The organism is Pseudomonas sp. NPDC090203, from assembly GCF_044746765.1.
In the GTDB taxonomy this organism is placed as follows: domain Bacteria; phylum Pseudomonadota; class Gammaproteobacteria; order Pseudomonadales; family Pseudomonadaceae; genus Aquipseudomonas; species Aquipseudomonas putida_AD.
The window spans coordinates 200,573-223,795 of record NZ_JBIVCV010000002.1 but is presented as its reverse complement, the minus strand read 5'-3'; the positions used below and the strand labels follow the sequence as shown (position 1 = coordinate 223,795).

Here is a 23,223-nt window from a genome sequence, read left to right as displayed (position 1 = left end):
TGCCCCAAAGGGACACCACTTTTCTACAGCCGTTCAGCAGCTTACTTGCGCTTCATCGACAGGAAGAACTCATCGTTGGTCTTGGTCTGTTTCAGCTTGTCGACCAGGAATTCGATGGCAGCGACTTCATCCATCGGATGCAGCAGCTTGCGCAGGATCCACATGCGCTGCAGTTCGTCGTCGGCGGTCAGCAACTCTTCGCGGCGGGTGCCGGAACGGTTGATGTTGATGGCCGGGAAGACGCGCTTTTCAGCGATCTTGCGATCCAGAGGCAGTTCCATGTTGCCGGTGCCTTTGAATTCTTCGTAGATCACTTCGTCCATCTTCGAGCCGGTTTCAACCAGCGCGGTGGCGATGATGGTCAGCGAGCCGCCTTCTTCGATGTTACGAGCCGCACCGAAGAAACGCTTCGGTTTTTCCAGCGCGTGAGCATCGACACCACCGGTCAGTACCTTGCCGGAGCTCGGGATCACGGTGTTGTAGGCGCGGGCCAGACGGGTGATGGAGTCGAGCAGGATGACCACGTCCTTCTTGTGTTCGACCAGGCGCTTGGCCTTCTCGATCACCATCTCGGCAACCTGCACGTGGCGGGTTGGTGGCTCGTCGAAGGTGGAGGCAACCACTTCGCCGCGCACGGTGCGCTGCATTTCGGTCACTTCTTCCGGACGCTCATCGATCAGCAGGACGATCAGATGGACTTCGGGGTTGTTACGGGTGATGTTCGACGCGATGTTCTGCAACATGATGGTCTTGCCCGCCTTCGGCGGCGCAACGATCAGACCACGTTGACCTTTGCCGATCGGGGCGCACAGGTCGATGACACGACCGGTGAGGTCTTCGGTGGAACCGTTACCGGCTTCCATCTTCATGCGCACTGTCGGGAACAGCGGCGTCAGGTTTTCGAACAGAATCTTGTTCTTCGCGTTTTCTGGACGGTCGAAGTTGATGGTGTCGACCTTGAGCAGTGCGAAGTAACGCTCGCCTTCCTTCGGTGGGCGAATCTTGCCAACGATGGTGTCGCCAGTGCGAAGGTTGAAGCGGCGGATCTGGCTCGGCGAGACGTAGATGTCGTCTGGGCCGGCGAGGTAGGAAGCGTCTGCAGAGCGGAGGAAGCCGAAGCCATCCTGGAGGATCTCCAGCACGCCATCACCCGAGATTTCCTCGCCGCTTTTAGCGTGCTTCTTCAGCAGGGAGAAGATCACATCCTGCTTGCGCGAACGGGCCATATTTTCTATGCCCATCTGTTCGGCCATTTCGAGCAGATCGGTAATAGGCTTTTGCTTGAGTTCAGTCAGGTTCATATAGGAATGACGTAATCATGTATGGAGGGGGAAATTAAGCTTTTGGCTTAATGAGGCCGCGCCGCAGAGAAGGCGACAGGATCGCGTACAAATCGAAAGGAGAGCGTCGGCGACGGCTAGCAGGGGGCAACGGAGAAGCCGTTGCGGGGCCGAATGTACCACTTGATTTTCCGAGCGTCTAGTGCAACGCCAGAAAAAAGCCCCGCAATTTGCGGGGCTTTAGCGCCATCAGATGTTGGCGTCGAGGAATGCTTGCAGCTGGGACTTGGACAGTGCGCCGACCTTGGTCGCCGCGACTTCGCCGTCCTTGAACAGCATCAGGGTCGGAATACCACGAACGCCGTGCTTGGCCGGAGTTTCCTGGTTTTCGTCGATGTTCAGCTTGGCGATGGTCAGCTTGCCTTCGTAGGTGCCGGCGATATCGTCCAGAACCGGGGCAATCATTTTGCAAGGGCCACACCACTCAGCCCAGTAATCTACCAGCACAGGGCCTTGTGCCTTCAGGACATCGGCTTCGAAGCTCGCGTCGCTGACGTGTTTGATAAGGTCGCTACTCATGAGATTTCTCCGAGGTCATAGGCAAAAAAACGTGGCCCATCATAACTGCGTCAAGCCGTGACAGGAAGGCGCTGGCGATTGTCTCTTGCTATGGAGCGTAATGACTAGCTTTATTGAAGTGACCCCGCACACCTCCGACCTGTAGCTGCACGGCTTGCCGGCGGGGGCGGTGTGTCTGTGAATGATGTGCCGCCTGACACGCCGCTCCCGCCGGCAAGCCGTGCTGCTACGGGGGTCGTGAACGGCCAGTTGGTTCGTTCAATCAGGCCGAAGGGGCGACGAAGACGATCCCTGTGCGCAGGGCAGCGCCTCTGATGTGTTCCTGCATGGCCTTTTGTGCCGGCCCCGAGGCATTACGGGCCAGGGCGCGGAGGATCTTGCGGTGTTCCTGCCAGGTTTCCATCGCCCGCCCAGGGCGGATGAAAGGCAGCTTCTGGCTCTCAAGGAAGATGTCGGCGCTGGCGGTGATGATGTCGAGGATCGCCTGGTTACCGCTGGCGACCAGAATTCGGCGGTGAAAGTCGAAATCCAGCTTTGACGCACACTCAAAATCCCCCGCCTTCAGCTCAAGGCGCATGGCTTCGACGTTGTCTTCCAGCGCGTCTCGCTCATCGGCGGTCAGCGTGACTGCTGCAAGCCCCGCAGCGAACCCCTCCAGCGCATAACGCAATTGAAAGGTTTCTGCCGGTGACGCATGGGCGGCGTGTGGCCAGGAAAAACCATGGGTGCTCTGTTGTGGTTCAACGATCGCCTGGACGAACACGCCTTTGCCGGGCTGCACGCTGACCACGCCCAAGGCGCTCAGTGACGACAATGCCTCGCGCAGGGACGCCCGGCTCACGCCCAGCCGGACAGCAAGATCGCGCTGCGAAGGCAGGCTGTCGCCGGGGCCGTAGCCCTGCTCGGTGATCAGTTTGCGGATCGCCTGGAAGGCGGCTTCGGGTACTGCAACGGGGCTGGAATGCATGGCAATCGGAACGCGGCAACCAAAGGTAAGACCCTCTTGTATCGCCATCGCAAGGATTCGGCAAGCGACGCCCAAGCCGGGTGCTTCGCCGCTCACAGCCGCTCCAAGACGGGGCGCGCCCTTTGCCAACTGTTCAGACCAGTTAGACCACATCACCCCTGCAGCCCGCATTCCTTGGTCGCTTTTGATCGACTGGCATGGGCTGTGCACTGGCGCATGACATCAAACCCCGATTCGCCTTCCCATCAGTTCGATCCGGAGATGTCCATGACCAAGCGTTACAGCGCACTGTTCGCCGCCCTGTTTGCCAGCCTCATGCTCGGCCAGGCCCCCGCCCACGCCAATGGCCTGGATGACGTGACCGCCCGCGGCGTCTTGAAAGTCGCCGTGCCCCAGGACTTCCCGCCCTTCGGCTCGGTAGGCCCGGACATGAAACCCCGCGGCCTGGACATCGACACCGCGCAACTGATCGCCAATCAGTTGAAGGTCAAGCTGGAACTGACGCCGGTCAACAGCACCAACCGCATTCCGTTCCTGACCACCGGCAAGGTCGATCTGGTGATCTCGAGCCTGGGCAAGAACCCTGATCGCGAGAAGGTCATCGACTTCTCCCGCGCCTATGCGCCCTTCTACCTCGCGGTGTTCGGCCCGCCTGACGCATCGATTGCCGGGGTCGACGACCTCAAGGGCAAGACCATCAGCGTCACCCGCGGCGCCATCGAAGACATCGAGCTGACCGCCGTCGCGCCGAAGGAAGCCACCATCAAGCGCTTCGAAGACAACAACTCGACCATCGCCGCGTACCTCGCCAACCAGACCGACCTGATCGCCAGCGGCAACGTGGTGATGGTGGCGATCAGCGAGAAGAACCCCAAGCGCATTCCCGCACTGAAAGTGAAGCTCAAGGATTCGCCGGTCTACGTGGGCGTGAACAAGGGTCAGCCGGAGCTGCTGGCCAAGGTCAACGAGATCCTGGAAACCGCGAAGAAGGACGGCGCGCTGGAGAAGAACTCGCAAACCTGGCTCAAGCAACCGCTGCCAGCCGATCTCTGATTCGAGGCCCTCTAGATGGCGTATCAGTTCGACTTCATACCGGTTGTGCAAAACGCTGACCTGTTGCTGCGCGGCGCCTTGTTCACCCTGGAGCTGACCGCCATCGGTACATTGCTTGGGGTCAGCGTCGGCATCGTCGGCGCGATTGTCAGGGCCTGGAAGATCCAGCCGTTCTCGGCCCTGTTCGGGGTCTACGTCGAGCTGATCCGCAACACGCCGTTCCTGGTGCAACTGTTCTTTATCTTCTTCGGCCTGCCGTCACTGGGGCTGAAGATTTCCGAATGGCAGGCGGCGGTGCTGGCGATGGTGATCAACCTTGGCGCGTACTCCACGGAGATTATCCGCGCCGGCGTGCAGGCCATTCCTCGCGGACAGCTGGAAGCCTCGGCGGCGCTGGCGATGACGCGCTTCGAAACCTTCCGTCACGTGGTGCTGGTGCCCGCGCTGGGCAAGGTGTGGCCTGCGCTGAGCAGCCAGATCATCATCGTGATGCTGGGTTCGGCGGTCTGTTCGCAGATTGCCACCGAAGAGCTGAGCTTCGCCGCTAACTTCATTCAGTCCCGCAACTTCCGCGCCTTCGAGACGTACATCATCACCACCTTGATCTACCTCGCCATGGCACTGCTGATTCGTCAGTTGCTGGCCTGGGTCGGGCGTCGCTACATCGCGAGGAACCACTGATGGAATTCACTCTCTGGGACATCGTGCGCAACCTGCTCACGGGGCTGCAATGGACGCTGGCGCTGTCGCTGGTGGCGTTCATTGGCGGTGCCGTGATCGGCTTGCTGGTGATGACGCTGCGCATCAGTGACACGCCTTTCCTGCGCGCCCTCGCCCGCGGCTACATCGAGCTGTTTCAGGGCACGCCGCTGTTGATGCAGCTGTTTCTGGTGTTCTTCGGCGTGGCATTGCTGGGTGTGGAAATCTCGCCGTGGGTGGCGGCGGCATTGGCGCTGACGCTGTTCACCAGCGCGTACCTGGCCGAAATCTGGCGTGGTTGCGTGGAGTCGATCTCCAATGGGCAGTGGGAAGCCTCGGCGAGCCTCGCGCTTACACCCTTCGAACAGCTGCGTTACGTGATCCTGCCTCAGGCGCTGCGCATTGCCGTGGCGCCGACCGTGGGCTTTTCGGTGCAGGTGGTCAAAGGCACCGCCGTGACCTCGATCATCGGCTTCACCGAGCTGACCAAGACCGGCGGCATGCTCGCCAATGCCACCTTCGAGCCTTTCATGGTCTACGGCTTCGTCGCCCTGGGCTACTTCCTGCTTTGTTATCCGCTGTCGCTCAGCGCGCGCTACCTGGAAAGGAGACTTCATGCCTCTGCTTAGAATTTCCGCCCTGCACAAGTATTACGGCGATCACCATGTGCTCAAAGGCATCGACCTGAGCGTCGAGGAAGGCCAGGTCGTGGCGATCATCGGCCGCAGCGGCTCGGGCAAAAGCACCCTGCTGCGCACGCTCAACGGCCTTGAGTCGATCAACGATGGCGTGATCGAGGTCGACGGCGAGTACCTGGACGCCGCCCGTGCCGATCTGCGCAGCCTGCGGCAGAAGGTCGGGATGGTGTTTCAGCAGTTCAACCTGTTCCCGCACCTGACCGTGGGCGAGAACGTGATGCTCGCGCCGCAGGTGGTGAAAAAGGCCTCAAAGGCCGAGGCGGCGAAGCTGGCCAAGGAAATGCTCGCTCGGGTGGGTCTGGGCGAGAAGTTCGATGCGTTTCCAGATCGGCTGTCCGGCGGCCAGCAACAGCGCGTGGCCATTGCACGGGCGTTGGCGATGTCGCCGAAGGTTCTGCTGTGCGACGAAATCACTTCGGCGCTGGATCCGGAGCTGGTCAACGAAGTGCTGAGCGTGGTGCGCGAGTTGGCCAAAGACGGCATGACCCTGATCATGGTGACCCACGAAATGCGTTTTGCCCGGGAAGTGGGTGACAAGCTGGTGTTCATGCACCAGGGCAAGGTGCACGAGGTAGGCGACCCTCGGGAATTGATGGCCAACCCGAAAACGCCTGAGCTGGCGAATTTCATCGGTTCGGTCGAGCACGCCTGATTACCTCACCGGCCCTGTAGGAGCGCGCTTGCCCGCGATGGCGTCAGGCCAGGCGACACGATGGTGATAGATCCTCCGCCGTCGCGGGCAAGCGCGCTCCTACAGCGATTGCCCTGGACACACTCCAGTCGCAACCCGCGATAGCGTTTTTGTCATGAAACAGAAACCTTACTGACACACCGCAATCGCGGGCAAGCGCGCTCCTACGGCGATTTGCGGCGATTGATGCCATCTTGTTTGGCGACGATGGCCGTTCGTGGCACGATGTCGGGGTTAACGACCGAGACTTTTGACCATGCCGCCATCCACCGAACCAAACCTCTCGCTGATCGCTGCGATCGACCTGGGCTCCAACAGCTTTCATATGGTTGTTGCCAAGGCTCACCAAGGCGAAATCCGCATCCTTGAGCGGCTTGGCGAGAAAGTGCAGTTGGCCGCCGGGATCGACGACGAGCGCCAGCTCAACGAAGAATCCATGCAGCGCGGGCTCGATTGCCTCAAGCGTTTTGCCCAGCTGATCAACGGCATGCCACCGGGCGCCGTGCGGATCGTCGGCACCAACGCCCTGCGCGAAGCGCGCAACCGCAATGACTTCATCCACCGCGCCGAAGAAATCCTCGGCCATCCGGTGGAGGTCATCTCTGGCCGTGAAGAAGCGCGTCTGATCTACCTGGGCGTGTCCCACACCCTGGCCGACACCCCGGGCAAGCGTCTGGTGGCGGACATCGGCGGCGGCAGTACCGAATTCATCATCGGTCAGCGCTTCGAACCATTACTGCGTGAAAGCCTGCAGATGGGCTGCGTGAGCTTCACCCAGCGCTACTTCAAGGACGGCAAGATCACCCCGGCCCGCTACGCCCAGGCCTACACCGCCGCGCGCCTCGAGATCATGAGCATCGAGCATGCCCTGCACCGCCTGACCTGGGATGAAGCCATCGGCTCGTCCGGCACCATCCGCGCCATCGGCCTGGCCCTCAAGGCGGGCGGCCATGGCACCGGTGAAGTGAATGCCGAAGGCCTGGCATGGCTCAAGCGCAAGCTGATGAAGCTGGGCGAAGTGGACAAGATCGACTTCGACGGCATCAAGCCTGATCGCCGCGCGATCTTCCCGGCGGGCCTGGCGATTCTGGAAGCCATCTTCGACGCCCTCGAACTAAAACGCATGGACCACTGCGATGGCGCGCTGCGTGAAGGCGTGCTCTATGACCTGCTGGGCCGTCATCACCACGAAGACGTGCGCGAACGCACCCTGACCTCGCTGATGGACCGTTATCACGTCGATCTGGAGCAGGCCGAACGCGTCGAGCGCAAAGCACTGTCCGCGCTGGACCAGGTGGCTGCGGCGTGGGGGCTGGAAGACGAGATGTACCGCGACCTGCTGAGCTGGGCCGCCAAGGTGCACGAGGTGGGCCTGGACATCGCCCACTACCACTACCACAAGCACGGCGCCTACCTGATCGAGCACTCGGATCTGGCAGGGTTCTCGCGCGAAGACCAACAGATGCTCGCGCTGCTGGTGCGCGGCCATCGTCGCAATATTCCCAAGGACAAGTTCGCCGAGTTTGGCGATGAAGGCGTGAAGCTGATTCGTCTGTGCGTGCTGCTGCGTTTCGCGATCCTGTTCCACCACATTCGCGGCACCCAAGAGATGCCGCAGCCTGTGTTGACCGCCCTCGATAACCAGCTCGACGTGCTGTTCCCCGATGGCTGGCTGGAAAACAACCAGCTGACTCAGGCCGACTTCGCGCTGGAAGCGGAGTGGCTGACCCGAGTCGGCATCGTCCTCAGCGTACGCTGAGGACCGGGTTGCTCAATTTCTCCAGCAACGACGCCTGCACATTGCGGGCGTTCTGGTTGCCGGTCGGGGTGCTGCGCACGTAGCGCCCGTCCGGTTGCAGGATCCAGGCGTGGGTGTTGTCCGTCAGATACCCTTCGATTTCCTTCTTCACCCGCAGAATCAGCTTCTTGCCCTCGACCGGGAAGCAAGTCTCCACGCGCTTGTCCAGGTTGCGCTCCATCCAGTCGGCACTGGACAGGAACATCTGCTCGTCGCCGCCATTGAGGAAGTAGAACACCCGGGTGTGCTCCAGGAAGCGGCCGATGATCGACCGCACCTGAATGTTATGCGAGACGCCCGGCACGCCCGGACGCAGGCAGCACATGCCGCGCACGATCAGGTCGATCTTAACGCCGGTCTGGCTGGCCTTGTACAGCGCGCGGATGATCTTCGGATCGGTCAGCGAGTTGAACTTGGCGATGATGTGCGCAGGTTTGCCCTCGGCCGCGAACTGGGTTTCGCGGGCGATCATGTCGAGCATGCCTTTCTTCAGGGTGAACGGCGCGTGCAGCAGTTTTTTCATGCGCAGCGTCTTGCCCATGCCGATCAACTGGCTGAACAGCTTGCCCACGTCTTCGCACAGCGCGTCGTCCGAGGTCAGCAGGCTGTAGTCGGTGTACAGGCGGGCGTTGCCGGCGTGGTAGTTACCGGTGCCCAGGTGCGCGTAGCGCTGGATCTCACCGCCCTCGCGGCGCAGGATCAGCATCATCTTGGCGTGGGTCTTGAAGCCGACCACGCCGTAGATCACCACCGCACCGGCCGCTTGCAGGCGGCTGGCCAGTTGCAGGTTGGATTCTTCGTCGAAGCGCGCACGCAGCTCGATGACCGCCGTCACTTCCTTGCCGTTACGCGCGGCATCCACCAGCGCATCGACGATTTCCGAGTTGGCGCCACTGCGGTACAGGGTCTGGCGCACGGCCAGAACGTGCGGGTCTTTCGCCGCCTGGCGCAGCAGATCCACCACCGGTGTGAACGACTCGAACGGGTGCAGCAGCAGAATGTCCTGCTTGCTGATCACGTTGAAGATGTTTTCGCTGTTCTGCAAAAGCTTCGGGATCGCTGGAGTGAACGGCGTGTATTGCAGCTCCGGATGGCTGTCCAGGCCGGTAATGCTGAACAGGCGCGTCAGGTTCACCGGACCGTTGACCTGATACAGCTCGGTCTCGCTCAGGTTGAACTGCTTGAGCAGGTAGTCGGACAGGTGTTTAGGGCAGGTGTCGGCCACTTCCAGACGCACCGCATCGCCGTAGCGACGGGAGAACAGCTCGCCACGCAGGGCGCGGGCAAGGTCTTCGACGTCTTCGGAGTCGAGCGCGAGGTCGGCGTTACGGGTCAGGCGGAACTGATAGCAGCCCTTGACCTTCATGCCCTGGAACAGGTCGTCGGCGTGAGCGTGGATCATCGACGACAGGAACACGTAGTTGTCGCCAGGGCCGCCGACTTCTTCCGGCACCTTGATGATGCGCGGCAGCAGGCGCGGCGCAGGAATAATCGCCAGGCCCGAGTCGCGACCGAAGGCGTCGATGCCTTCGAGCTCGACGATGAAGTTCAGCGACTTGTTCACCAGCAACGGGAACGGGTGCGTCGGGTCCAGGCCGATCGGGGTGATGATCGGCGCGATCTCGTCGCGGAAATAGCGACGTACCCAGGTCTTGAGCTTGGCGGTCCAGTAGCGGCGACGGATGAAGCTGACCTGATGCTTTTCCAGCTCAGGCAGCAGGATGTCGTTGAGGATCGCGTACTGGCGGTCCACATGGCCATGGACCAGTTCGCTGATGCGCGCCAGCGCCTGGTGCGGCTGCAGGCCGTCGGCACCGGCCTGTTCACGGGCGAAGGTGATCTGCTTCTTGAGGCCGGCGACGCGGATTTCGAAGAATTCGTCCAGGTTGCTGGAGAAGATCAGCAGGAACTTGAGGCGTTCGAGCAGCGGGTAGGACTCATCCAGCGCCTGCTCAAGGACGCGAATGTTGAACTGCAACTGCGACAGCTCGCGATGGATGTAGAGGCTGCTGTCGTCCAGGTTGGGAATCACGATCGCCGGAGTGACCGGAGGGTGCGGCTCGGGCGCGGGCACTACCTCGATGGTCGGTTCGACCATGGCAGTGATTTCCTGCGTCACGGCCTGAGGTTCAAGTTCAACTGCGGCTTCGGTAGATCCTTCGGTGCTCATGACTAATCCTGTAAGGCAAATGCCCTGTGTCAGTTGGGCTGCGTAAACGGCTGGCGTAGGAATGTGCCGTTCGCGCTATAAACCCCGCGATGAAATCAGTGACGAACAGTATCGCAGACCGGTCACTGAGGCTACGAGCGGGCAAACGTGACAGTTATAAGCCGGAATTATGACTCTTACATGACAGATACATTTCCTCTGAGCATGCAGGACGCTAAACCCGCTTCCTAGACGACGATTCTCTTTAGCTTGTAGGAAACTTTAACGCCGAGACACATTTCCACACTTTCCTAGATGTCTTCGGCGAGTTAGGCTGCGCGTTCATTTCGCCAGCACCCATATGATGCTCCAGCATTTTTTACAAGAATTTGGCTACTTCGCCCTTTTCCTCGGAACCTTCTTCGAAGGCGAGACGATTCTGGTCCTCGCCGGATTTCTTGCGTTCCGTGGGTACATGGACATCAACCTGGTCGTGGTGGTTGCCTTCTTCGGCAGCTACGCAGGCGACCAGCTCTGGTATTTCATGGGGCGCAAACATGGCCGCAAGTTGCTGGCACGCAAACCGCGCTGGCAGATGCTCGGTGACCGGGCCCTGGAGCATATTCGCAAGCATCCGGACATCTGGGTCTTGAGCTTCCGCTTCGTCTACGGCCTGCGCACGGTCATGCCTGTTGCCATTGGCCTGTCCGGCTACCCACCGGGACGCTACCTGCTGCTCAACGGCATTGGCGCCGCGATCTGGGCCGCTGCGCTGGGCGCGGCTGCCTACAAGTTCGGCGCGGTGCTGGAAGGCTTGCTGGGCAACGTCAAGAAGTACGAGCTGTGGGTACTTGGCGCGCTGCTGGTGATCGGCGGCCTGCTGTGGATCCGCCGCCGCATCAAGAACGCACGCATCGCCCGTGAGGCCAAGCTGGCGGTGCCGGCGGCGGTCGACGTCAAGGACCGGCCAGACGAGTGAAGTGCCCCCGAGCGCAATACACTGCGATTGCGCTCGCCAGGGTGTAACTGAGCAGCACAACCCACCCCAGCGCAGTGCCCGGCCACAGGCCCACCACAGGCGCCAGCGCCATCAGCGGCAGATTCGCTGCCAGGCGAACACCTTCCAGTTTCAACGCCGCCGGCCGGTTCTCCAGCGCAGCGCCAAACACGAACAGCCCCAACGCGACCCACGCCCAGCCGACGATCAGCGCAGGCCACGGCAACACTTCGCCATTGGACAGCAGGTAGCTGCCCAGCAGCGTGTACAGCGAAAACTGCACCCCGATGTATACCTGCGCAGCCAGGCTCAACGGCACCTCGAATTTGCGAAACTGGGCAAGATCGGCCTTGTGCAGCGGATGACTGGCGGCCACATCCTCGGGGCGCCAGCCAGTGGGCATGAACCAGATCCGCAGCTTGTCGCGCCAGGAGCGGGTGCGCCGCGCATCCTGCAGCAGTTGCGCATAGAACTGCACATTGGCCCACAGCGGGTTCCAGCTTCGAAGGGGTGTGGTCACGCCAAAGATCGGCGGCTCGCTGTCCAGTTCCTCCTGGAAGGTGCCGAATAGCCGGTCCCAGACGATGAACACCCCGCCGTAGTTGCGATCCATGTAGACAAGGTTCTGCGCATGGTGGGCGCGATGATTGGACGGCGTGACGAAGAACCACTCGAACCAGCCAAGCTTGGGGATGTGCCGGGTATGGACCCAGAACTGGTACAGCAGGTTGAGGGACGCTACCGCCACGAACACCACCAGCGGTACACCGATCACGGCCAGCGGCAGGTAGAAGATCCAGCTCAGCAGAAAGCCGGTGCTGGTCTGGCGCAGGGCCGTGGACAGGTTGTAGTCCTCGCTCTGGTGATGAACCGAATGCGCGGCCCACAGAATGTTGCGCTCGTGGCCCATGCGGTGCAGCCAGTAGTAGCAGAGGTCATAGAGCACAAACGCCATGACCCAGACCCAAACGCTGTCGGCAGACAGTTGCCACAGGCCCAGATGCTTGAGCGCAAAGCCATAGGTCACAAGACCCACGCCCTTGGTCAGCAAGCCCGTGGTGGTCGAGAGCACGCCAGTGCTCAGGCTGTTGATGGCGTCGGCGACCCGGTAGTTGCTCACCTTGCGCCAGCGGTCGGCCAGCAGTTCCACGGCAATCAGCACGAAGAAAAACGGCACTGCGTACAAAATGAAATCCATGAACGCCCCCTGCGATAAAACGTCAGAGATTAGGCCTGCCCTTGGCAAAACCCTATGGCAACAGATGACAAATTAGTAGACATTTGACGACATCACTGGCGCGGCGAGCGACTCGCCCACGCCGGGAAAACCCACGAGAGGGAGCACAGCATGAGCAAGAAAGTGGCCGTCATTCTTTCCGGTTGCGGCGTCCAGGACGGCGCGGAAATTCATGAAAGTGTGCTGACCCTGCTGCGCCTGGACCAGCGCGGCGCCGAGGTGAAATGCTTTGCGCCCAACATCGCCCAGCACCATGTGATCAACCACCTGACGGGCGAAGAAACCGGCGAAACCCGCAACGTGCTGGTCGAATCGGCCCGAATCGCCCGTGGTGCCATCGAAGATATCCGCGAGGCTGACATCACCGAGTTCGATGCGCTGATCATTCCCGGCGGCTTCGGCGCGGCGAAGAACCTGTCGAACTTTGCCGCGGAAGGCGCGAACTGCAAGGTTCAGGCAGAAGTGCTGGCCATGGCCGAAGCTTTCGCCGAGGCCGGCAAACCCATCGGACTGATCTGCGTGTCACCGGCGCTTGCCGCGAAGATCTACGGCCCCGGCGTGACCTGCACAGTGGGCAACTGCCCGGACACCGCCGCGCAGATCACCCGGATGGGCGGCAAGCATCAGGAATGCGACGTGGCCGACATCGTCGAGGACAAAGACCGCAAACTGGTCAGCACCCCGGCCTACATGGTGGCCACTTCCATAAGCGAAGCGGCGTCAGGGATCAACAAGCTGGTGGATCGGGTGTTGGAATTGACGCAAGAAAGCGAGGCCTGAGTCAGCTTCTACCCGTAGGAGCGCGCTTGCCCGCGATCTGGCGCGAAGCGGCAGCAAACTCTCAAATGCCGTACACCTGACACACCGTGTGCAATGGTTTTACGGCTGCTACGCAGCCGATCGCGGGCAAGCGCGCTCCTACGCTTCAGGGTCAGCCGCGGGCCAGGCGCGTGAGGATCCGGTCCAGCGAGTTGGAAAAGGCCTGCTTCTCGCGATCACCATAGGCACCCTGCCCACCCCCGACCTGCCCCTGCTCGCGCAGGTCGGTAAACAGGTTGCGCACGGCCAGACGCTCGCCCATGTTCTGCGCGTCGAACTCCTTGCCGCGCGGGTCCAGTGCAGCGACGCCCTTCTTCACCAGCCGGTCGGCCAGCGGCACGTCGCTGCAGATCACCAGTTCCCCAGGCACGGCATGCTCGACCAGGTAATCATCCGCCGCATCCGGTCCACTGGGCACCACGATCAGCTTTACCAGCGCGAACGACGGCCGTGGCACGGCCTGCCCGGCCACGAGGACCACTTCGAACTGGCGCTTGAGGGCAAATTTGACCACTTGATCCCGCGCTGCCTTGGGGCAGGCGTCGGCATCGATCCATACGCGCATAGATTCACTCCCGATCGTAGGAGCGCGCTTGCCCGCGATGGCGGTGTGTCTGGTGACCAATACGGGTCTGACACACCGCCGTCGCGGGCAAGCGCGCTCCTACAGGTTATTCAAGCAGTCTCGGCGCGGCGTTTTTCCGCCAGCCAACTGCGCCCGTACAACAGCGCAATCGCGATCAACGCAACCGCCTGCGCCGCCAGCGAATACGCATCGGCATGAATCCCCAGCCAGTCGAACTCGAAGAACGGCACCGGACGCGTGCCGAAGATGCCCGCCTCCTGCAACGCCTTGACCCCGTGCCCGGCGAACACCACCGACAGCGCGCACAACAGCGCGGCATTGATGCTGAAGAACATCGCCAGCGGCAGTCTCGCCGAACCACGCAGGATCACCCACGCCAGGCCCACCAGCAGCACCAGCGCCGTCGCACCGCCCGCCAGCACAGCGTTGTGTCCCGCAGGCCCTGCCTGGAGCCACAGGGTTTCGTAGAACAGAATCACCTCGAACAGCTCGCGATACACCGAGAAGAATGCCAGCACCGCAAAACCGAAGCGCCCGCCGCCGCCCACCAGACTGCTCTTGATGTAGTCCTGCCAGGCCGCCGCATGACGCCGGTCGTGCATCCACACACCCAGCCACAGCACCATGACCGCCGCAAACAGCGCCGTCGCACCTTCGAGCAGCTCACGCTGGGAGCCGCTGACGTCGATCACGTAAGCCGCCAGCGCCCAGGTGCCCAGGCCTGCCAGCAAGGCCAGCCCCCAGCCGATGTTGACGCTGCGCACCGCCGACTGCTGGCCGGTGTTGCGCAGGAACGCGAGGATCGCCGCCAGCACCAGAATCGCCTCCAGGCCTTCGCGCAGCAGGATCAGCAAGCCAGAGATGAAGCTCAGCGACGTGCTCAGGCCATCGCTGCCCAGCAAACCGGCCGATTCCTTGAGCTTGACCTTGGCCGTCTCCAGCCGCTGCGCCGCCTGTTCGGTCGGCAAGCCGTCCTGCAGTGACTGCCGATAGGCCATCAGGGCCTTCTCGGTATCCTTGCGCACGTTGGCGTCGACGTTGTCCAGCGAGCTTTCCACCAGCTCGAAGCCTTCCAGGTAAGCTGCAACCGACAGGTCATAGGCCTGCTCGCGGTCACCGGAACGGTAGGCGGCCAGGCTCTTGTCCAGCGTCGCGCTGGTGTAGTCGAGCAACTGCGCAGGGCCACGCTGAACCTGGGGCGGCTGGGCACGCTGGGCACGGAAGGCGGCAGCGGCCTGCGGGCCTTCGGCGGCGAGCACCTCGGCCGGGGTCTGGCGGGCCAGGTCCGCGAGGTTGAAGGTCTTGACCGGTTCTGCCTTGGCGTCGGCGGTAAAGCTGGCGATGTAGGTCGCGACGTCCCAGCGCTGGCGATCATCGAGCTGATCGGCGAAGGACGGCATGTCGGTGCCTTCGATCCCCAGTCCCAGCGTGCTGTAGACGTCATACAGGCTCAGGCGATCGAACCGCGCCGCGTCACGCATGTTCGCCGGCGCCGGGCTCATGCCCACCGCAGCCGGGCCATCGCCCGCCCCTGCATCGCCGTGGCACACCGAGCAGTACTGCGCGTACAGCGGCGCGCCACGGGCCGCATCCGGCGTGATGATCGGCGCCTGGCTCACCTCATAGGCCACGGCCAGCTTCGCGCCCAACTGGCGCGCCTGGCGGGCGACCTGGGCACCGTCCTGCTTCTGCCCCACCGCTTCGAGCAGCGCCTTGGTGCCCTGGGCAAGCTCCGCCTGCTCAGCACGGGCGGGCAATGCCGCGATCAGATCCTGCACGGCGCCGAGGAACTCGACCTGTTCATGGTATTCGGCTTCATCGATGACCTTGCCGTCCGCCACCGTCGCCGGGTAATCGGCGCTGACGTAGTTGAACAGGTGCAGGGCCTGGGCGGCGCCATCGACGGAGTCGGCCCGGGTGGCCACGCTGAACAGCGTCAGCAGCGCCATGCCCAGGCAGGCCATGAAGCGTGAATGGGAAAGCATGAGTGAATCTCAAATAGGAATGCGAAGGGTTGTTATTGTTCATGTCTGCCGCCGCGCACTCAAGCGATATGGCGCGATGTGGAGGCTTTTTGCGGGAAATAGGCACGCGATCAGGGGCCTGCGGGCGACTTTGAGCCCATTGGCAGAACTGTGAACCACTTGTCAGATGGATCCGAAACCGTTGTAAGCCATCAAAAAGCCATTGTTTTAGCCAGAGTCCTCCTTATAATCCCGGCGCACTATGGCAGGCGGCCATCATCCGCCCTGCCCCTCAACCGGGCCTCCCAGCCTCTCGAACGGACCCGCCTTCACTGGCTCAATCAAGCCAGGCCGGCTTTTTTCAAGGATTGATCTTGATGTCTTCCCGCGCTCTGACTGCACTCGCGCTGATCACGGCTGTGCAACTGACCGGCTGTGCCGCGTTTCGCAACTACGACAGCGAGCTGCAACAAACCAACCAGCAGCTCACCAGCGGCAATGTCGATGGCGCGCTGACCCTGCTGGAAAAGAACAACACCGGCGAAGACAAAGACCTGCTCTATTACTTCGAGAAAGGCGAACTGCTGCGCTCCAAGGGCGACCTGACGGGCAGCCAGGCGGCGTGGGGCCGTGCCGACCAGACGGTGATCGCCTGGGAAGATTCGGTCAAACTCGACAGCGGCAAGTACCTGGCCCAATTCGGCAGCTACCTGGTGAACGACAAGGTTCGTCGATACGAAGGCTACGACTACGAAAAGGTCATGCTGACCACCCAGATGGCCCTGAACCTGCTGGCCAAGAACGACTTCGAAGGCGCGCGCACCGAGATCAAGAAGACTCACGAGCGCGAGGCCGTCATCGCCGAGCTACGTGACAAGCAGTACCTCAAGAGCGAGGACGAGGCCAAGACCCAGGGCGTCGCCACCCAGTACAAAGACCTCAAGGGTTATCCGGTCGAATCCCTCGATGCGCCGGAAGTCGTCGGCCTGAAAAACAGCTACCAGAGTGCGTTCAGCCATTACCTGGCAGGCTTTGTCTATGAAGCGCTGGGCGAGAAGGACCTGGCCGCGCCGGGTTATCGCCAGGCCGCCGAGCTGCGGCCGAACACCCCGTTGCTGGATCAGGCGCTGCTGAACCTCGACGCCGCCGGCAGCAAGAACACCGCCACCGACGGCAGCGAAGTGCTGATCGTGGTGCAGTCCGGTTTCGCCCCGGCCCGTGACTCGGTGCGCATCCCGCTGCCGCTGCCGATCAGCAACAACATCGTGATCACCCCGCTGTCGTTCCCGGTCATCAAGCCGGACAACTCCACGCCGTTCTTCAACCAGATCGGCCTGGACGGCCAGCAGGTCAACCTGACGTCGCTCAACAGCATCTCGGCGATGTCCCGCCGCGCCCTGCGTGACGACATGCCGGGCATCATCGTGCGCACCACCGTGCGCGCCATTACCCGTGGCGTGACCCAGAAGAAGCTCAACGAGACCAGCCCTCTGGCGGGCCTGGCAGTGGGCATCGCCTCGGCGGTGGTCGAAGGCGCGGACACCCGCACCTGGCGCACCCTGCCGGACAACACCCTGGTGGCCCGCATGCGCCTCAAACAGGGCGAGCATCAGGTCGTGCTGCCCTCCTCGCTGGGCGGCACCCATGTACAGGTCAAGATCGACCGCCCTTATCAAGTCGTCACCCTGCGCGCCGTCGGCAACCAGGTCTACACCGACGGCCTGGCCGCCCACGTGATCCCGTCGAGCCTGCCGCAGGCCGTGGCCGCCAACAAACCCTGACCGGAGATAGTTCATGCGTTGCAAGATTCTGGGCGTGATGGCCCTCGCCCTACTCGCCGGTTGCGCCACCCCGCCGCCGCCAGCCCCTGGCAGTGCCGCCAGCAAGGTGGTTGCCATGGGTGATCTGAAGAACATCGAGATCGGCCCGATGCGCGTTGCACGGGAAAACGGCTTCATGACCGTCAACGTCTCGCTGCACAACACCAGCAGCTACAACAAGACGATGTACTACCGCTTCGCGTGGCTGGGCAACGACGGCTTCCCCGTTGCCGAACCCGAGGCCTGGAAGAGCCTGACGCTGTACGGCACCCAGAGCAGCTTTCTGCCGGCCATCGCCCCGGTGCCGAAGGCCACTGACTTCCGCCTTGAAGTCAAAACTCCTTAATCGCTCAACATTCGCCTGGCCCAAGAGATCCTGAACATGTTTTCCATTCGCCTCTCGCTCATCGCCGCCGTCGCCCTGCTGGCCACCGGTTGCGCCAACAACTCGCCCACCCTGGGCAGCAAGAACATCAGCTACGGCGACACCAAGGCTGTCGAAACCGTCACCAACGAATTCGGCTCGACCGACCTGCAAATGATCGCCGAGAGCATGACCCGCTCCCTGGCCCAGTCCGGCACCCTGCAAGGCCGTCCGGTGGTGCAGGTCTATGACGTGAAGAACAAGACCAGCGAGTACATCGATACCCGCGAGATCACCACCACGATTAAGACCCAGCTGATGAAGTCCGGGACCGCCCGTTTCGCCAGCGACAACACCGACATGCAGAGCCAGGTCGACCAGCTGAAGCTGCAGAACCAGAGCGGCCTGTACAAGAAATCCACAGTCAGCAAGACCGGCAACATGGTCGCGGCCAAATACCGCCTGGAAGGCTCGATCAGCTCCATCGTCAAGCGCAGCAGCGACTACAAGGACGTCTTCTACAAATTCAGCCTGCAACTGATCGATGTCGAAAGCGGCATCGCTGAGTGGATGGACGAAAAAGAAATCCGCAAGACCACGGAGCGCTAAGCAATGCGTGCATGGATCGGCATTCTTGGCCTGCTGTGCGCCGTGGGCGCCCAGGCCGCCCCGAAAGTCGCGGTCACGGACATGGCCTTCGAACAGCAGGTGGAGCAGTACATCCACACGGTGTCGGCGCAGACCAGCTTCCAGGCCAACCGGTACAGTGCCAGCGGCTCGGCCAGCTACAGCGAGTACGAAGCCCGCAACACCTACATCGAGCAGGGCGAACTGCGTAAATTCAGCGGCGACATCAAGGGCGAGATTCTAAAGTCCGGGATGTTCCAGCTAGTGCAGGGCACGCCGTACACCGCAGGGTCCAAGGAGGACGTTTACGACGTCATCAAGCGGATCAAGAACGGCAATTTCAAGGGCGCCGACTACGTGCTGTTTGGCACCGTCTCGGACATCGACTTCCATCAGGACGTCAACGAGATCGCCAACACCAACGCTCACTCGGCGGTGCTGGGCCTGACGCTGGTAGGTGATTTCAGCCTGATCAACACCCGCACCTTCGAAATCACCTCGGCCTTCACGGCCATGGGCGAAGGCCAGGACACCAAGCTGGTGAACGGCAACGACCTGCGCGTCACGCCCAACCGCGGCCGCGTGGTGAAGGAAGTGTCGAAGTCGATCGGCATGGATGTAGCGCGTCAATTGCGTGAGCAACTGCGCGGTGAAGTGGAGTACTCCCAGGAGCTGCCACCGTCGCGCAACAACCTGCCCCGCGACGAAGCCCCGAAAATCCTGCGCTGAAGCAGAACGTCGGGTGATGATCCCCGGTTGCAGTACGGCCGGGCGGCGCTCCGCTTGCCGGCGATGGCGCCCTTGAAATCGCTATCGCCGGCAAGCCGGACTGCTACGGTGGTGCGGTTTTCCCCGAGGCACGGCGCGCCGCACGCCCGTAGGAGCGCGCTTGCCCGCGATGGCGTCCGGTCACCCGCACATCCGGCACTGACACACCGCAGTCGCGGGCAAGCGCGCTCCTACAGGTTCATGCGCAGTGCAAATTTGCCCGACCCGCCAAAATCCTGCGGCGACCACGTTTCCTGTAGGAGTGGGCTTGCTCGCGATAACGTTATGTCTGTGATGAGTACGGTGCCTGACACACCGCTATCGCGAGCAAGCTCACTCTACAGGTTCTTTGCCAAACGGCTGTCAGGTGTGATGCATCAACCGCCCATGCCAAACACCGAAAATCCTGCAGCGCGAGAGGCACGGTACGCCGCGCGCCTGTAGGAGCGCGCTTGCACGCGATGGCGTCCGGTCAGCCAGCACATCCGGCACTGACACATCGCGGTCGCGGGCAAGCGCGCTCCTACGGGGTCATGCGCAGGGCAGCTTTGCCATACACACCACGACCCTGCGGCGACCACGTTTCCTGTAGGAGTGAGCTTGCTCGCGATAGCGTTATGTCTGTGATGAGTACGGTGCCTGACACACCGCTATCGCGAGCAAGCTCACTCCTACAGGTTCTTTGCCAAACGGCTGTCAGGTGTGATGCATCAACCGCCCATGGCCAAACACCGAAAATCCTGCAGCGCGAGAGGCACGGTACGCCGCATGCCTGTAGGAGCGCGCTTGCCCGCGATGGCGTCCTCAAGACCGCTCCCGCCGGCAAGCCGTGCTGCTACGGTTATGTCGTTGGCCCAATCTGGGTCATGCGCGATGCAAGGTCGCCAGGAACGCCGCGGCGCTGACGAACAAACCGGCAAAGGTGCGGTTCATTCGGCGTTGCTGCTTGGGGGTCTTGAGGGCGCGCAGCACCTTCGAGGCCAGCCCTGTGTAACCGGCCATGACGGTCAGGTCCACCGCCACCATGGTTACGGTGATGGTCAGGTACTGCGGCAGCAGCGGCAGGTGGGTGTCGATGAATTGCGGCAGGATCGCCAGCATGAACACCAGCGCCTTGGGGTTGCTGATGTTCACCAGAAAGCCCCGGGCAACCAGCGCCAGCGGCTTGCCAATCGGGCGGATGCCCGCGTTATCGGACAGGTCGGTGGGCAGCGCGCGCCATTGCTTGATGCCCAGGTACACCAGATACGCCACACCGAACCATTTGATCAGCGTGAACGCCAGCGACGAAGCCGCGAGTACCGCACCGAGCCCCGCAGCGATGATTGCGATCTGAACGATGAGCGCCAGTTGCAGCCCCAACGCGTTCCAGTAACCGCGCCAGAAACCGTATTGCAGGCCGCTGGACATCGACGCAATGGCACCGGCTCCCGGCGAAAGACTGATGACCCAGCAGGCGGCGAAGAAGGCCAGCCATGTTTCGAGCGACATTGCGCACCTCAGGCAAGAATGTAACGTTGCCTTAACCTAAGGTTTCTGCGGCCCGAAGACCAATTATTTCTAACTGTTGCGGCGACTTGGCAGATAGCTGTGCAGGTGTGTCAGGCCTGGCCCTGTTCGCCCGCGCGCTTTTCGCCCGAGATGATCGGCGTGCCGTCATTGCCCCGCCAGCGGCGGATCGACTTCTGGAAGAACTGACTGTTGGGCACCTGCACCAGCGTGCCGCCCAGTTCGGCCGGCTCCACCAGCGTGGTGAACATCAGGTTGATGGCCGTGACCCGGCCCTTGATGCCAGGCTTGTCGGTGGTGTCCACCAGCTCCACCACATCGCCGATGCGAAACGGCCCCATGGTGAAGATGAACACCGCACACAGCAGGTTCGACAGCACGCTCCACATGGCGAAGAACGCCACCGCAGCCACCGCGACGAACCCTGAAAGCGCCGCCCACAACACCGATGCCGAAACCCCGAGACGACCCAGCACCGCCACCAGCGCCGTGCCCATGATGAGCCAGCGCAGGCCGCCGCGCACCATGACCAGCAGCTCAGGCGGCAGCAAGGGATAGCGCTCGGCAATGCGCGTCAGGAAGCGTGCGACGAAGCGCTGCAAGGTGTAGCCGATCAACAGGATCAGCAGAATCTGCAGCGCCACCAGAATCGGTTCGATCCAGTACGCCGGAACCGGCAGGGCCAACGACTCCATCAGGACAAGGCTTCCAGTTCCGCCTGCATCGACTCCAGCAGCTCCAGCGCCTCCATCCAGGCCTCCTCCACTTCCGACTCGCGAGCTTTCAGCTTGGCCTGCTCGGCCAGCAGATCGCGCAGTTTGTCCTTGTTGGCGGCCTCATAGATCGCGCTGTCGCCGAGGGACGCTTCGACCTTCGCCAGCTTCTCGTGAAGGGTATTGAGCTCTTTTTCCAGCTTCTCGGCTTCACGCTTGTGCGGAGCCAGTTGCTGACGCAACGCAGCCGCCTGCTGACGCTGGGCCTTCTTGTCAGTCTTGTCGGCATTGACCGGGGTGTTGCTCACCGGTGCATTGCGCTGACGGTAATCAGCCAGCCAGCGGGTGTAGTCGTCCAGGTCGCCGTCGAACTCTTCGACCACGCCATCGGCTACCAGCAGGAAGTTGTCCGTGGTGCTCTTGAGCAGGTGGCGGTCGTGGGAAACCACCAGCACCGCACCGCCGAACTCCTGCAAAGCCATGGTCAGCGCCAGGCGCATTTCCAGGTCCAGGTGGTTGGTCGGTTCGTCGAGCAGCAACAGGTTCGGCTTGTCCCAGGCGATCAAAGCCAGGGCCAGGCGGGCCTTCTCACCACCGGAGAAATTCAGCACCGGCTCTTCAAGGCGCGCGCCCCGGAAGTCGAAACCGCCGAGGAAATCGCGCAGGGTCTGCTCGCGTTCGGTCGGGGCGATGCGCTGCAGATGCAGCAAGGGGCTTGCCTTGGCGTCCAGCGAATCGAGCTGGTGCTGGGCGAAGTAGCCGACCGTGGTGTTCTCGCCCCGATACAGGCGCCCGCTCAGGGGCTCAAGCTCGCCAGCGAGGTTCTTGATCAGCGTGGATTTACCGGCACCGTTGGGGCCCAACAGACCGATTCGCGCGCCAGGCGTCAGTTGCAGCTTGACCTTCTGCAGGATGGCCTTGTCGCCATAACCCAGGCGGGCGTCCGACAGGTCCAGCAGCGGGCTCGAGATCTTATCCGACTCGCGGAACGAGAAGTTGAACGGCGAATCCACATGGGCCGCCGACAGCTCTTCCATCCGTTCCAGCGCCTTGATCCGGCTTTGGGCCTGACGGGCCTTGGTGGCCTGGGCCTTGAAGCGGGCGATGTACTTTTCCATGTGCGCGCGCTGCGCCTGCTGCTTCTCGAAGGCTTGCTGCTGCTGCGCCAGACGCTCGGCGCGAGCCCGTTCGAAGGCGCTGTAGCCGCCGCGGTACAGGGTGATTTTCTTCTGTTCGACGTGGGCGATGTGATCGACCACCGAATCGAGGAAGTCGCGGTCGTGGGAAATCAGCAGCAGTGTGCCCGGATAGCCCTTGAGCCAGTCTTCAAGCCAGAGAATGGCGTCCAGATCCAGGTGGTTGGTCGGTTCGTCGAGCAGCAACAGATCCGACGGACACATCAAGGCCTGCGCCAGGTTCAGACGCATCCGCCAGCCGCCGGAGAAACTTCCGACCTGCCGCTCCATCTGATCGTTAGTGAAGCCCAGACCTGCGAGCAATTTGCGCGCGCGGGCGTCGGCGGTATAACCGTCGGCGCTGTCGAGTTCAGAGTGCAGGCGAGCCTGGGCTGCGCCGTCGTGGGCAGCCTCGGCGGCAGCCAGATCATTTTGTACCTGGCGCAGACGGATATCGCCGTCCAGGACGTAGTCCACCGCCAGGCGCTCAAGGGTATCGACCTCTTGGCGCATGTGGGCGATACGCCAGTCGGCGGGCAACGAGCAATCACCGTTATCGGGTGACAGCTCCCCGCGCAACAGGGCGAACAGGCTGGATTTGCCGGCGCCATTGGCGCCGATCAGGCCGGCTTTCTGGCCGGCGTGCAGGGTCAGCTCGGCGTCTTCTAGCAGACGTTGCGGACCACGCTGTAAGGTGAGGCTTTGAAGTCGGATCATAATGGCGGCGGAG

General features: G+C 62.1%; 21 protein-coding genes. 11 read left to right on the top strand and 10 right to left on the bottom strand.

Going from position 1 to position 23,223, the window contains the following annotated elements:
• Positions 1-41: 41 nt before the first annotated feature.
• From rho to ACIPO9_RS03860, 3 genes are all read right to left on the bottom strand, one after another.
• The gene (rho, locus tag ACIPO9_RS03870) at positions 42-1,301 is read right to left on the bottom strand and encodes a transcription termination factor Rho (protein ID WP_027979976.1); all 1,260 of its coding nucleotides are present in this window, start codon (positions 1,299-1,301) and stop codon (positions 42-44) included.
• A gap of 228 nt (positions 1,302-1,529) precedes the next feature.
• The gene (gene trxA, locus ACIPO9_RS03865) at positions 1,530-1,859 is read right to left on the bottom strand and encodes a thioredoxin TrxA (protein WP_166594126.1); all 330 of its coding nucleotides are present in this window, start codon (positions 1,857-1,859) and stop codon (positions 1,530-1,532) included.
• Between the two features lie 262 nt (positions 1,860-2,121).
• Positions 2,122-2,826 (bottom strand): FadR/GntR family transcriptional regulator, encoded by a 705-nt coding sequence (locus tag ACIPO9_RS03860; protein WP_274133025.1) that lies wholly within the window; start codon positions 2,824-2,826, stop codon positions 2,122-2,124.
• 267 nt (positions 2,827-3,093) lie between these two features.
• Here ACIPO9_RS03860 and ACIPO9_RS03855 point away from each other — a divergent pair, with 267 nt between their 5' ends.
• From ACIPO9_RS03855 to ppx, 5 genes are all read left to right on the top strand, one after another.
• A complete protein-coding gene (locus tag ACIPO9_RS03855) occupies positions 3,094-3,879 on the top strand; it encodes a transporter substrate-binding domain-containing protein (RefSeq protein ID WP_400778951.1) in 786 nt (261 codons plus the stop codon).
• Between the two features lie 15 nt (positions 3,880-3,894).
• On the top strand, positions 3,895-4,560 hold the full coding sequence (locus tag ACIPO9_RS03850) for an amino acid ABC transporter permease (protein WP_400778949.1): 666 nt from the start codon (positions 3,895-3,897) through the stop codon (positions 4,558-4,560).
• Complete coding sequence (locus ACIPO9_RS03845) at positions 4,557-5,207, top strand: amino acid ABC transporter permease (RefSeq protein ID WP_400779237.1); 651 nt, start codon at positions 4,557-4,559, stop codon at positions 5,205-5,207. The genes ACIPO9_RS03850 and ACIPO9_RS03845 overlap by 4 nt, the downstream gene beginning before the upstream one ends.
• Positions 5,194-5,928, top strand: coding sequence for an amino acid ABC transporter ATP-binding protein (locus tag ACIPO9_RS03840; RefSeq protein ID WP_274133028.1), 735 nt, complete (start codon positions 5,194-5,196; stop codon positions 5,926-5,928). Before ACIPO9_RS03845 ends, ACIPO9_RS03840 begins: the two co-directional genes overlap by 14 nt.
• A 295-nt stretch (positions 5,929-6,223) precedes the next feature.
• On the top strand, positions 6,224-7,726 hold the full coding sequence (gene ppx, locus ACIPO9_RS03835) for an exopolyphosphatase (protein WP_274133029.1): 1,503 nt from the start codon (positions 6,224-6,226) through the stop codon (positions 7,724-7,726).
• Here ppx and ppk1 read toward each other — a convergent pair.
• Complete coding sequence (gene ppk1 / locus ACIPO9_RS03830) at positions 7,713-9,935, bottom strand: polyphosphate kinase 1 (RefSeq protein ID WP_274133031.1); 2,223 nt, start codon at positions 9,933-9,935, stop codon at positions 7,713-7,715. The two genes, ppx and ppk1, sit on opposite strands and share 14 nt — an antisense overlap.
• A gap of 340 nt (positions 9,936-10,275) precedes the next feature.
• Between ppk1 and ACIPO9_RS03825 the strand changes: the two genes are divergently transcribed.
• Complete coding sequence (locus ACIPO9_RS03825; RefSeq protein WP_274133032.1) at positions 10,276-10,893, top strand: DedA family protein; 618 nt, start codon at positions 10,276-10,278, stop codon at positions 10,891-10,893.
• Here ACIPO9_RS03825 and ACIPO9_RS03820 read toward each other — a convergent pair.
• The gene (locus ACIPO9_RS03820) at positions 10,871-12,109 is read right to left on the bottom strand and encodes a sterol desaturase family protein (RefSeq protein ID WP_400778947.1); all 1,239 of its coding nucleotides are present in this window, start codon (positions 12,107-12,109) and stop codon (positions 10,871-10,873) included. The genes ACIPO9_RS03825 and ACIPO9_RS03820 overlap by 23 nt on opposite strands.
• Positions 12,110-12,259: 150 nt before the next feature.
• Between ACIPO9_RS03820 and elbB the strand changes: the two genes are divergently transcribed.
• Positions 12,260-12,928 (top strand): isoprenoid biosynthesis glyoxalase ElbB, encoded by a 669-nt coding sequence (elbB, locus tag ACIPO9_RS03815; RefSeq protein ID WP_400606054.1) that lies wholly within the window; start codon positions 12,260-12,262, stop codon positions 12,926-12,928.
• Positions 12,929-13,079: 151 nt separating this feature from the next.
• Here elbB and ACIPO9_RS03810 read toward each other — a convergent pair whose 3' ends face one another.
• Together ACIPO9_RS03810 and ACIPO9_RS03805 are read right to left on the bottom strand one after the other, a co-directional pair.
• Positions 13,080-13,532 carry a YaiI/YqxD family protein gene (locus ACIPO9_RS03810; protein WP_274133035.1) on the bottom strand — a complete coding sequence of 151 codons (453 nt, stop codon included), beginning with the start codon at positions 13,530-13,532 and terminating at the stop codon, positions 13,080-13,082.
• A 110-nt stretch (positions 13,533-13,642) separates the two neighbouring features.
• Positions 13,643-15,538, bottom strand: coding sequence for an FTR1 family protein (locus ACIPO9_RS03805; RefSeq protein WP_400778945.1), 1,896 nt, complete (start codon positions 15,536-15,538; stop codon positions 13,643-13,645).
• Positions 15,539-15,894: 356 nt separating this feature from the next.
• Between ACIPO9_RS03805 and ACIPO9_RS03800 the strand changes: the two genes are divergently transcribed.
• The 4 genes from ACIPO9_RS03800 to ACIPO9_RS03785 are packed head-to-tail and all read left to right on the top strand — an operon-like array spanning position 15,895 to position 19,057.
• On the top strand, positions 15,895-17,298 hold the full coding sequence (locus ACIPO9_RS03800) for a COG3014 family protein (protein WP_274133037.1): 1,404 nt from the start codon (positions 15,895-15,897) through the stop codon (positions 17,296-17,298).
• Between the two features lie 13 nt (positions 17,299-17,311).
• Positions 17,312-17,683, top strand: a complete 372-nt coding sequence (locus ACIPO9_RS03795; RefSeq protein ID WP_274133038.1) for a YcfL family protein — start codon at positions 17,312-17,314, stop codon at positions 17,681-17,683.
• A 36-nt stretch (positions 17,684-17,719) separates the two neighbouring features.
• Positions 17,720-18,310: a penicillin-binding protein activator LpoB gene (gene lpoB, locus ACIPO9_RS03790; RefSeq protein ID WP_274133039.1), complete on the top strand. Its 591-nt coding sequence runs from the start codon at positions 17,720-17,722 to the stop codon at positions 18,308-18,310.
• Positions 18,311-18,313: 3 nt separating this feature from the next.
• Positions 18,314-19,057 (top strand): penicillin-binding protein activator LpoB, encoded by a 744-nt coding sequence (locus tag ACIPO9_RS03785; RefSeq protein ID WP_400606060.1) that lies wholly within the window; start codon positions 18,314-18,316, stop codon positions 19,055-19,057.
• A gap of 903 nt (positions 19,058-19,960) precedes the next feature.
• Here the strand turns inward: ACIPO9_RS03785 and ACIPO9_RS03780 are convergent.
• The 3 genes from ACIPO9_RS03780 to ACIPO9_RS03770 form a co-directional block, all read right to left on the bottom strand.
• A complete protein-coding gene (locus tag ACIPO9_RS03780; protein WP_400606062.1) occupies positions 19,961-20,587 on the bottom strand; it encodes a LysE family transporter in 627 nt (208 codons plus the stop codon).
• Positions 20,588-20,697: 110 nt separating this feature from the next.
• Positions 20,698-21,300, bottom strand: a complete 603-nt coding sequence (locus tag ACIPO9_RS03775) for a mechanosensitive ion channel family protein (RefSeq protein WP_274133043.1) — start codon at positions 21,298-21,300, stop codon at positions 20,698-20,700.
• Positions 21,300-23,210 (bottom strand): ATP-binding cassette domain-containing protein, encoded by a 1,911-nt coding sequence (locus ACIPO9_RS03770; RefSeq protein WP_274133044.1) that lies wholly within the window; start codon positions 23,208-23,210, stop codon positions 21,300-21,302. The genes ACIPO9_RS03775 and ACIPO9_RS03770 overlap by 1 nt, the downstream gene beginning before the upstream one ends.
• Positions 23,211-23,223: the final 13 nt, after the last annotated feature.

Bases quoted from the DNA above. Each gene is read 5' to 3' on its own strand.
- trxA (WP_166594126.1), bottom strand. From the start codon at position 1,859: ATGAGTAGCGACCTTATCAAACACGTCAGCGACGCGAGCTTCGAAGCC.
- ppk1 (WP_274133031.1), bottom strand. From the start codon at position 9,935: ATGAGCACCGAAGGATCTACCGAAGCCGCAGTTGAACTTGAACCTCAG.
- ACIPO9_RS03825 (WP_274133032.1), top strand. From the start codon at position 10,276: ATGATGCTCCAGCATTTTTTACAAGAATTTGGCTACTTCGCCCTTTTC.
- ppx (WP_274133029.1), top strand. From the start codon at position 6,224: ATGCCGCCATCCACCGAACCAAACCTCTCGCTGATCGCTGCGATCGAC.
- ACIPO9_RS03860 (WP_274133025.1), bottom strand. From the start codon at position 2,826: ATGCATTCCAGCCCCGTTGCAGTACCCGAAGCCGCCTTCCAGGCGATC.
- ACIPO9_RS03800 (WP_274133037.1), top strand. From the start codon at position 15,895: ATGTCTTCCCGCGCTCTGACTGCACTCGCGCTGATCACGGCTGTGCAA.
- ACIPO9_RS03805 (WP_400778945.1), bottom strand. From the start codon at position 15,538: ATGCTTTCCCATTCACGCTTCATGGCCTGCCTGGGCATGGCGCTGCTG.
- rho (WP_027979976.1), bottom strand. From the start codon at position 1,301: ATGAACCTGACTGAACTCAAGCAAAAGCCTATTACCGATCTGCTCGAA.
- ACIPO9_RS03820 (WP_400778947.1), bottom strand. From the start codon at position 12,109: ATGGATTTCATTTTGTACGCAGTGCCGTTTTTCTTCGTGCTGATTGCC.
- ACIPO9_RS03775 (WP_274133043.1), bottom strand. From the start codon at position 21,300: ATGGAGTCGTTGGCCCTGCCGGTTCCGGCGTACTGGATCGAACCGATT.
- lpoB (WP_274133039.1), top strand. From the start codon at position 17,720: ATGTTTTCCATTCGCCTCTCGCTCATCGCCGCCGTCGCCCTGCTGGCC.
- ACIPO9_RS03795 (WP_274133038.1), top strand. From the start codon at position 17,312: ATGCGTTGCAAGATTCTGGGCGTGATGGCCCTCGCCCTACTCGCCGGT.
- elbB (WP_400606054.1), top strand. From the start codon at position 12,260: ATGAGCAAGAAAGTGGCCGTCATTCTTTCCGGTTGCGGCGTCCAGGAC.
- ACIPO9_RS03810 (WP_274133035.1), bottom strand. From the start codon at position 13,532: ATGCGCGTATGGATCGATGCCGACGCCTGCCCCAAGGCAGCGCGGGAT.
- ACIPO9_RS03780 (WP_400606062.1), bottom strand. From the start codon at position 20,587: ATGTCGCTCGAAACATGGCTGGCCTTCTTCGCCGCCTGCTGGGTCATC.
- ACIPO9_RS03785 (WP_400606060.1), top strand. From the start codon at position 18,314: ATGCGTGCATGGATCGGCATTCTTGGCCTGCTGTGCGCCGTGGGCGCC.
- ACIPO9_RS03850 (WP_400778949.1), top strand. From the start codon at position 3,895: ATGGCGTATCAGTTCGACTTCATACCGGTTGTGCAAAACGCTGACCTG.
- ACIPO9_RS03840 (WP_274133028.1), top strand. From the start codon at position 5,194: ATGCCTCTGCTTAGAATTTCCGCCCTGCACAAGTATTACGGCGATCAC.
- ACIPO9_RS03855 (WP_400778951.1), top strand. From the start codon at position 3,094: ATGACCAAGCGTTACAGCGCACTGTTCGCCGCCCTGTTTGCCAGCCTC.
- ACIPO9_RS03770 (WP_274133044.1), bottom strand. From the start codon at position 23,210: ATGATCCGACTTCAAAGCCTCACCTTACAGCGTGGTCCGCAACGTCTG.